Genomic DNA, 8,467 nt, shown 5'->3' on the forward strand with positions numbered 1-8,467 from the left:
GCCGATCAGCGCCGCCGCCAGCCGCTTGTTAACCAGGCCGGAGAGCACCATCGACACGGCGCGCATCGCCTCGGGTGTGGTCACGCGAAGGCCGTCGCGCCACTGCGGCTCCGCGCCCAGCGTGCGCTGCAGCGTGCTGACCTCCTTGCCGCCGCCGTGGACCACGACCACGGGACCCATCCGCCGGATCGCCGCGGCCAGGCGGCCCACCCACTCGGCGTCGTCCACCTCGTTGCCGCCCACCTTCACCACCGTGACGTCGCGCATCAGCACAGTCCTTCCGTCTCGGGCAGGCCGAACATGAGGTTGAGGTTCTGCACCGCCTGTCCGGCGGCGCCCTTGAGCAGGTTGTCGATGGCCGCGACCACGATCAGCATCGGCTTCTTCACCCCGGCCACGCCGGAGACGCCAACGGCGACGCGGTTCGTGCCCACGACGTCCGCCAGCGAGGGAAGGCGATCCGCCAGCACGTCCACGAAAGGCTCGCCCGCGTAGTCATCGGCCCACATCGTCACCGCGTCGTCCACCGGGCGGGCGAGCGGCACGTAGATCGTCTCCAGGATGCCGCGCTTCACCGGCAGCAGGTGCGGGGTGAAGACGAGGTCCGGCGCGTCCGCATCTCCCGACAGCAGCCCCGCCTGCGCGCGCATCTCCGCCAGGTGCCGGTGCATGTTGCCCACGCCGTACGCGCGGAAGTCCTCGGCCACCTCGCCGAACAGCAGCTCGCGTTTGGCCGCCCGCCCCGCACCCGTCACGCCAGACGCGGCGTCGATCGTCACCGGCCCGTCCACCAGCCCGCGGCGCAGCAGCGGCGCCAGCGCCAGCAGCGCGGCCGTGGGATAGCAGCCGGGGTTCGCCACCAGCTCCGCCCCGGCGATGCGGTCGCGGTGCAGCTCCACCAGCCCGTACACGGCGCCGCGAGCCCACTCCGGCGTCTCCGCATCCCGCACCCGCAGGTCGGCCGAGAGGTCCACCACGCGCGCCCCGCCCGCCCGCGCCCGCTCCACCCACTTCAGCGACTCGCCGTGCGGGAGGCACGACACCACTGCGTCGCACCCGGCCAGGTCTGCATCTTCCGCCTTCACCAGCGGCAGCGCGGGCGCCTCTCGGACCGTGCGATTCAGCGGCGTCCCCGCCTCGCTCTCCGATGTGGCGAAGGCGATGCGTGCGTGCGGGTGCCGCGCGAGCAGCCGCACCAACTCCCGCCCCGCGTAGCCTCCGGCGCCGAGCACGCCAATCGAGAGTGGAGAAACATTCATGGTGATGAATGTATATCCAATGCAACGAATAGTCAATCAGTTACATGCATAGCTTTCCCCTGGTGTGACGGAACAGCTACAGCATCTCGCCGGCAGGATTTGCATCTATATTCTGTTTGTTCGGCTTGCTGCCCTCGTCTCAAAATGGTCTCATGCGTACCCCACCCCTCTGACATCGCTAGGGGGCATTCGGAGTAGCGTGTACGGAGGAACGGCAGGAAAGGAGAGTTGGGCGACGGGAGATGCGACGCGGTCGATTGTCGGACGGCGCGGAGCGGCTAGGCGCGGCTGAGACGGAGAAGCGGATGCGCGGCGCGGGAGCGGAAGCGCGGAGGTCGCACCGGGAGATGGGCGACGCGCGAGGATGCCGGAGTGCGCACTTCTTGCGAAACGGGGGGCGCGGACGGGAGGGGCCAACGACGAAGGAGACGACGATGCGATCACTACGGGTGGGGATGCTGCTCGCGGCGCTGGCCGCGAGCGCGTGTGGACGGGAGAAGGGCACCGATGCGCGAGACGCCGAGCCGCCGCCGGGCGGCAGCGTTCGGCTGAGCGACGGCGACGTGGTGATGCTGGTGACGCAGGTCAGCACCGGCGAGATCGCGGCCGCCAGCGCCGCCCGCGGCAAGCTCCAGAACCCGGAGGTGCGCGCCTACGCCGAGCGCATGCTGGCCGAGCACGGCGCCATGAACGACCAGATGCGCAGCCTGCCGGTGAAGGGCGACACCGTGTCGCGCCCGCCGCTCCAGTTCGCGCTCCGGCAGGCCGTCTCGGCCAACGAGGGCGCGCTGATCAGCACGATGCCGGCTGGCCCCGCGTTCGACCGCACCTTCATCGCCATGCAGGTGAACGGGCACTCCGCCGCGCTGGACAGCCTGCGCAAGTGGCAGCGGATGGTGCAGACCCCGGCCGTGCGCGAGCGTATCGGCGGGGCGATCCCCACGGTGGAGGCGCACCTGTCGATGGCGCGCAGCATCCAGTCGCGGCTGGGGCCAGGCACCGCGACCGGCCCCATCCTCCCGCCGCCGCCGGACACCGCGTGGTACTAAGGGCCCCAGCGAGCCCGCGCCCGCCGACACGGGGAAGAATGCGATCGTGCCGGCGCGCGACGCGGCCGGCGGCGCCATGCCCCCGGCGGGTCCGGCCACCCCGCGCAAGCCGTCGCATCCCGCTCCGCCCGTGAAGCGCGCGCCACCCCCGGCGGACACGGCCAGGCCGCGGCCCTGAGCCGCATCTCCCGTCGTCGGGCAAATCTATGGCGACGGGTAGATGCCTCGGAGCCCGGACGGAAGATGAGGAACACGCGACGGCGGCGGACGCGAGGTACGACGGCGCTTTTCGCGCCGAACACGATGCCGTGATCGGCCGCCGCTGCCGTCCGGCTCTGGCGGGCGGCGACGGCGGGGCGCTATCGTGGACGGTGATGACGGCATCCGGCAACGACGCCATGCGCCGTGCCGACCTCCGTGCGGAGCCCAGATGGTCGCAGAGCCCTACCACACACCCGACTCCCCGACGGCCCTCGAATCCCCCACCCGGCTGGCGGCGCTCGCCGGCACGGCGCTCCTCGACAGCCCGCCCGAAGAGTCGTTCGACCGCGTCACGCGGCTGGCGGCGGCGCTGCTCGGCGCCCCGGTCGCGCTCGTGAACCTGGTGGACGACCGGCGGCAGTTCTCCAAGAGCTGCGTGGTTCCCGCCGGCTGGCCGCCTTCCCGCGGCGCCTCGCTGGACGACTCGTTCTGCCGCTGGACGGTGGAGCTCGGCGAGCCGGTCGCCATCGAGGACACACGGCTGGACGAGCGAGTCGCGTCCAGCGCCTTCGTGCGGGAGATGGGGCTGATCGCGTACCTGGGCGTGCCCATCGCCATTGCCGGCCAGGTCATCGGCACCCTGTGCGTGGCGGGCTTCGAGCCGCGCCGGTGGACGCCGCAAGAGGTGGACGGACTGCGCGACCTGGCCGCTACCGTGGTCACAGAGATCGAGCTGCGGCGCGACATCACCGTGCGCCGGCAGGTGGAGCGGCTGAAGGACGAGTTCGTCTCCATCGTCGCGCACGAGCTGCGCACCCCGCTCACCTCCATCCGCGGCAGCCTGGGGCTGCTCGCTACGGGCAGGCTGGGCACGCTCTCGCCGCAGGGCCAGCGCATGCTGGAGATCGCCGCCGAGAACTCCGCGCGGCTGGTGCGGCTGGTCAACGACATGCTGGACCTGGAGCGGCTGGAGTCCGGCGCCGTGGAGCCCGAGCGCCGCCGCGTCACCGCCGACGAGCTGGTGAGCATGGCCGTGGAGGCCGTGGCCGACGTCGCCGTGCCCGCCGGGGTGCAGCTCGCCGCCGCGGTGGAGCCGGGCGTGGAGATGTGGGTCGACCCGGACCGCATCGTCCAGGTGCTCATCAACCTGCTCTCCAACGCCATCAAGTTCTCGCCCGCGGGCGCGCTGGTGGACGTGGCCGCCGAGCCGCGCGGCACCGACGTGATCTTCCGGGTACGCGACCGCGGCCGCGGCATCCCGGCCGACGCCGTGAGCACCATCTTCGAGCGCTTCCGCCAGGTGGACAGCTCCGACGCGCGCGACAAGGGCGGCACCGGCCTGGGGTTGCCCATCTCGCGCAGCATCGTGCAGCAGCACGGCGGGCGCATCTGGGCAGCCAGCCAGGTGGGCGCCGGCAGCACCTTCTTCTTCACCGTCCAGCGCAGCGGCCCCGGCTGATCGAAAGCCGCCTCGCAACGCCGCCGGCAGCGGGTGTCCAGCGGGCGGCGCCGCATGGGACGGAGCACCCGACGAACCGGCGAAGCGACCGGTGAGCAACGTAAATACAGAGCCTCCGATGCGGTCGTGCATCGGAGGCTCTGTCGCGTCGCTCGCAGCCGGGTGCGTCACCGCGCGGAATCCGGGGGAGCGGAGGGGAGATACGGGCGGGTTGTCCTGGCGACGGTGCGCCCGTTGCGCGAGAGCGGCACACCGCCTCCGATGCACGGTAAGCCTCGCCGAATCTTTACCACACGTTTTCACCGCTCAGGCCAGGCCGGGCACCGTCACCGTACGCCGTTACGCAGCCGCCCGATCCGAGAGGACGGATCGGGCGGCTTTGGCTTTCACGGTGCGAGGCGGCCGGCACCGTTCAACGGTAGATAGTCAGCAGCGTGACCCAGAGGATGAACCCGACGGCCGTCGCTGCGCCGATCCACTGGTCCCAGCGGTTCGCGCGCTCCTCGCCGACGCGCTCCGACGCGCGGTACACGACGGCCGACGTGAGGATGGAGAGCGAGACCACGGCCATGCTCGCCACGTGCAGCTTGTCCGCCAGCGTGAACTGCGCGGTGGGCGGAAGGCTCTGCGCCACCACTAGATACGACGATACCACGCCGAAGATGGCCGCCACGCCCACGCCCAGCCGCGCCTCCACGTGCGCGGGCGAGAGCAGCGACGCCAGCAGCCCGATCGCCACCGAGATGAAGAGCACGAGGAAGCTCTTCAGGTAAACGTTCGCCTCCTCGTGGTGGATGGGGACCGTCACGATGATGCGCGAGTACGGCGAGCGGGCGTGCGGCGGGCGCTCCAGGAAGCCCAGGTTGGTCCGGTAGACGTGCGTGACTGTGTCGATGTGAGCCTCTCCCACCACCCACCCCGGGATGGAGATGTCGTGCTCGCGCGCCGTCTCCTCCTGGTCGGGCACGTAGCGCAGCGAGTCCGTCATCAGCGCCTGGTCCTCGACCTCGATGGTTAGATTGTGCGAGTCCAGGGGGTATTTCTCCAGGTCCAGGTCCGCGTGGAAGCGGTGCTGGCAGCGGTACACCTGGTAGTGGGCGTCGCCCTTGCGCGTCTCCAGGCCCAGGTTGCACGACAGCTTGTTGCCGTTCATGATCTCGAACTTCGACGGGTCCGCCTTCCCCGACCACCGCAGCCAGATGTAGTAGTCCGCCACGTACGTCCCCGACTTGATGTCGAAGTCCGTCAGGTCCACGATGTAGGCCCCGACCGTGACCATCGCCGGCCCCACTGGAACGGCTGTGACGGTGGGGGCTGCGGACGCGCGCGTCTGGGCGAGCGCCGGCGACGCGGCGAGGACGACCAGACCCGCCAAAACGGTGCGGACGGCGACGCGAAGCATGCGGATGGTGGGGAACGGGTGGGGTGAGATGACGCTGGACGGGGATCGATCCCGATTGGAGCCGAGAAGCGGCCGACGGTACGGTTTGCGGAGAACAACAGATGGAATTTAGGCCGGGAAACGTACGTCCGCCAGAAGATGAACCGATGCGGAAGCGACGGCGATGCCATCCCCAAACGCGAACGGCCCCGGAGAAGTCCGGGGCCGTTCGTGTCCTTTGGGGCGAAGCCGTCCGCTAGATGTGCAGCGCGTGGCCGAGGGCGGCGAGCGCCGCCTCGCCGATGGCTTCGGAGAGGGTGGGGTGCGGGTGGATGGCGCGGTCCATCTCCTCCACCGTGCTCTCCAGGTGACGGCCCACCACGAACTCGGCGATCAGCTCGGTGGCGTGCGGGCCCACGATGTGGGCGCCCACGATCTCCGAGTACTTCTTGTCGCGGATCACCTTCACGAAGCCATCGGTCTCGCCGGCGGTGAGGGCGCGGCCGTTGGCCGTCCACGGGAAGGTGCCGACCTCGATGTCCAGCCCCTTCTCGCGCGCCTGCTCCTCGGTGAGGCCGACCGACGCGACCTCCGGGTGGCAGTACGTGCAGTTGGGGATGTTGCCGTAGTCGATGCCCGCGTGCGGGTCGCCGTGGATGGCCTCCACGCACGCCACGCCCTCGTGCGAGCCCTTGTGCGCCAGAAGCGGCGGCCCCGCCACGTCGCCGATGGCGTAGATGCCCGGCACGTTGGTCTTCATCTGCCGATCCACCCCGATGAAGCCGCGGTCGGTGAGCTTCACGCCCGCCGCCTCCAGCCCGATGTCCTCCACCAGCGGCGCCCGGCCGATGGCGGAGAGCACGCGCTCGGCCTGGATGGTCTGCGTCTCGCCCTTGGCCGTCTTCACCGTGAGCGTCGCGCCGTCCTTGCCGATCTCGGCCTTCTCCAGCTTCGCGCCGGTGAGGATGGTCATCCCCCGCTTGCGATAGCTCTTCTCCACCACCGCCGAGCAGTCCTTGTCTTCCAGCGGGAGGATGCGGTCCGCCGCCTCGATGATGGTGACCTGCGTGCCGAATGCGGCGTACACGTCCGCGAACTCGCAGCCGATGGCGCCGGCGCCGACCACCGCCAGCGTCTTCGGCGCGGCCTGCGACATCATCGCGTCGGTGCTGTCCCACACGCGGTCGTGGTCGATCTTCAGGAACGGCAGGTCGCGCGGGCGCGAGCCGGTGGCGACGATCACGTGCTTGGCGGTGACCGTCTGCTTCTTCCCGTCCTTGTCCGTGACCTCCACCTTGCCGCCGCCGGCCAGGCGGCCGCGGCCGGGCACGTGCGTGACCTTGTTCTTCTTGAACAGGAAGCCGATGCCCTTCACCAGGCGGTCGGAAACCTGGCGCGAGCGCTTCACGGCCTGCGCCATGTCGGTCTTGATCTCGCCCACGGTCACGCCGAACTCCTTGGCGTGGCCCAGGTGCGTGATCATGGCTGCGCTCTCCAGCAGCGCCTTGGTGGGGATGCAGCCGATGTTGAGGCACACGCCCCCCAGGTTGCCCTCCTCCACGCACGCGGTCTTGTATCCCAGCTGCGCGGCCTTGATCGCGGCCACGTAGCCGCCGGGGCCCGCGCCGATCACGACGACGTCGAAGCTCGTTTCCGCCAACTTGCACCTCTGGATCGAAAGGTCCCGGGTCAGGTCCTGCCCCGCAAATCCGGCACAAGGTACGGGATGCCGCCCCCCGCGGCAACGTCGCGGCCCTCTGCCGCCGCTTGATACCCCGGCACCATTCGCCGGGTCTTCGCTCTCTCCCCAAAGGTGTCCAGTCCAGCCGACCGCGCCCGGAACCGGTCGGATTCCAAACATCTCCGGCAAACACGGCGTTCTCAACAGCTTACATGGGTGGATGCAGCCCACACTGTAAGGATTCTGTACAAAACACCCGAGCCGCAGACGCGGACAAATCTAATCTAACCATCCATTGACTAACGACTTACGACGATAGAAAGATGCGGCGCAGACGGTGCCTTACGGATGGACGGCAGAACCGCCTCCGCACGGGAGGCGGAGAGCTGATCGGCCTTCCATCCGCACACCGCCATGCGCCGCACCGTCGCCATGATCGCCGCCGCCGTCTCGCTCGCCGCCTGCAACGGCGCGCCCCTCACGCCCGAGGCGCCCGCCATCGGCGGCGAGTACCAGCTCGACCGCGCGAACGACGTGGCGATGCCCGGTACGCTGGCTTTCTCCGACGGTGTGACGGTTACATACCGGCCCGGCACGCACCTGAGCCTCGCGAACGGACATTACGAGATGGTGCTGGACTACTCCTCGCGCGACGCGAACGGCGAGCAGCCGTGGGTGTGGCAGATGCAGGGCGACTACGCGGTACGCGGCGACACGGTGGTCCTCGACCCCAACGGCGGCGACTGGAACGGCCAGCGCGTCCTCGTCCACGGCACCGAGCTGAAGATGGCGATGGGCGGCCCCGCCGACCGCGTCCGCGAGATGGTCTTCAGCCGGTAGACATCGACGGAATCGCCAGCTGCAGGAGAACGGTCCGGAAGCGAGCGCATCGCATCCGGGCCGTCTCACATTTTCACCTTTGGTCCGCTGACGTAATAGAGCGCATTACACCCCATTGACGTGTTCCGCTTCGCCTCGGGCGATTACGAATCCTGTAATCCTCGCCTGCGACACGTCCGCGAGGAGATCTCCTCGCGATATCGGCGTAGTTCGGGCGAGGCCACTCTCCGACCCTACGAACGTAGCGAAGCGCCCCCGAGACCATGTCTCGGGGGCGCTGCTTCCGTCTGGGCGAGCAGCGGCGAGCTCAGGCCGCGGCGGGCGTGTGGCGGCTCTCCTCGATGCGGATGCCGCGCTTGGCCAGCTCGGCGATGTACTGCTCGCCGGGCATCGCCTCGTCCGGGGTCCAGACGCCGGGCTGCACCTGGCCGGCGGCCTGGAGCGCGCCGGTGATGGCGAGCGAGTAGCCGGTGGTGCGCATCATGGCCGTGATGCCCGTCTCCGCGTCGAACCGGTCCAGCAGGTCCCAGCGCAGCAGCAGCGGCTGGCCGTCCTTCTCGCCCTCCACCTCCACGCGCAGCGCCACCAGGTCCGGGC

The 8,467-nt window shown here is 69.8% G+C and carries 8 protein-coding genes; 3 read left to right on the forward strand and 5 right to left on the reverse strand.

The window, feature by feature from the left end; all coding sequences use genetic code 11:
• Both VFE05_00750 and argC read right to left on the reverse strand, forming a co-directional pair.
• The coding region (locus VFE05_00750) for a hypothetical protein (GenBank protein ID HET6228571.1) at nucleotides 1-267 on the reverse strand (267 nt) is incomplete at its 3' end.
• Nucleotides 267-1,232, reverse strand: coding sequence for an N-acetyl-gamma-glutamyl-phosphate reductase (gene argC, locus VFE05_00755; protein ID HET6228572.1), 966 nt, complete (start codon nucleotides 1,230-1,232; stop codon nucleotides 267-269). The genes argC and VFE05_00750, both read right to left, overlap by 1 nt.
• 461 nt (nucleotides 1,233-1,693) lie before the next feature.
• Here argC and VFE05_00760 point away from each other — a divergent pair, with 461 nt between their 5' ends.
• Nucleotides 1,694-2,308: a DUF4142 domain-containing protein gene (locus VFE05_00760; protein ID HET6228573.1), complete on the forward strand. Its 615-nt coding sequence runs from the start codon at nucleotides 1,694-1,696 to the stop codon at nucleotides 2,306-2,308.
• A 430-nt stretch (nucleotides 2,309-2,738) separates the two neighbouring features.
• The gene (locus tag VFE05_00765; GenBank protein HET6228574.1) at nucleotides 2,739-3,968 is read left to right on the forward strand and encodes an ATP-binding protein; all 1,230 of its coding nucleotides are present in this window, start codon (nucleotides 2,739-2,741) and stop codon (nucleotides 3,966-3,968) included.
• Between the two features lie 412 nt (nucleotides 3,969-4,380).
• Here the strand turns inward: VFE05_00765 and VFE05_00770 are convergent, their stop codons facing one another.
• Both VFE05_00770 and lpdA read right to left on the reverse strand, forming a co-directional pair.
• Entirely contained in the window at nucleotides 4,381-5,370 is a 990-nt protein-coding gene (locus tag VFE05_00770) for a hypothetical protein (protein HET6228575.1), read from the reverse strand.
• Between the two features lie 235 nt (nucleotides 5,371-5,605).
• On the reverse strand, nucleotides 5,606-7,009 hold the full coding sequence (gene lpdA, locus VFE05_00775; protein ID HET6228576.1) for a dihydrolipoyl dehydrogenase: 1,404 nt from the start codon (nucleotides 7,007-7,009) through the stop codon (nucleotides 5,606-5,608).
• A gap of 435 nt (nucleotides 7,010-7,444) precedes the next feature.
• On the opposite strand from lpdA, the gene VFE05_00780 reads away from it, so the two are divergent.
• Nucleotides 7,445-7,870: a hypothetical protein gene (locus VFE05_00780; protein ID HET6228577.1), complete on the forward strand. Its 426-nt coding sequence runs from the start codon at nucleotides 7,445-7,447 to the stop codon at nucleotides 7,868-7,870.
• A 307-nt stretch (nucleotides 7,871-8,177) separates the two neighbouring features.
• Here VFE05_00780 and VFE05_00785 read toward each other — a convergent pair.
• The coding region (locus tag VFE05_00785) for a saccharopine dehydrogenase C-terminal domain-containing protein (protein HET6228578.1) at nucleotides 8,178-8,467 on the reverse strand (290 nt) is incomplete at its 5' end.

The sequence above is a fragment of the Longimicrobiaceae bacterium genome (assembly GCA_035696245.1).
Taxonomy (GTDB): domain Bacteria; phylum Gemmatimonadota; class Gemmatimonadetes; order Longimicrobiales; family Longimicrobiaceae; genus DASRQW01.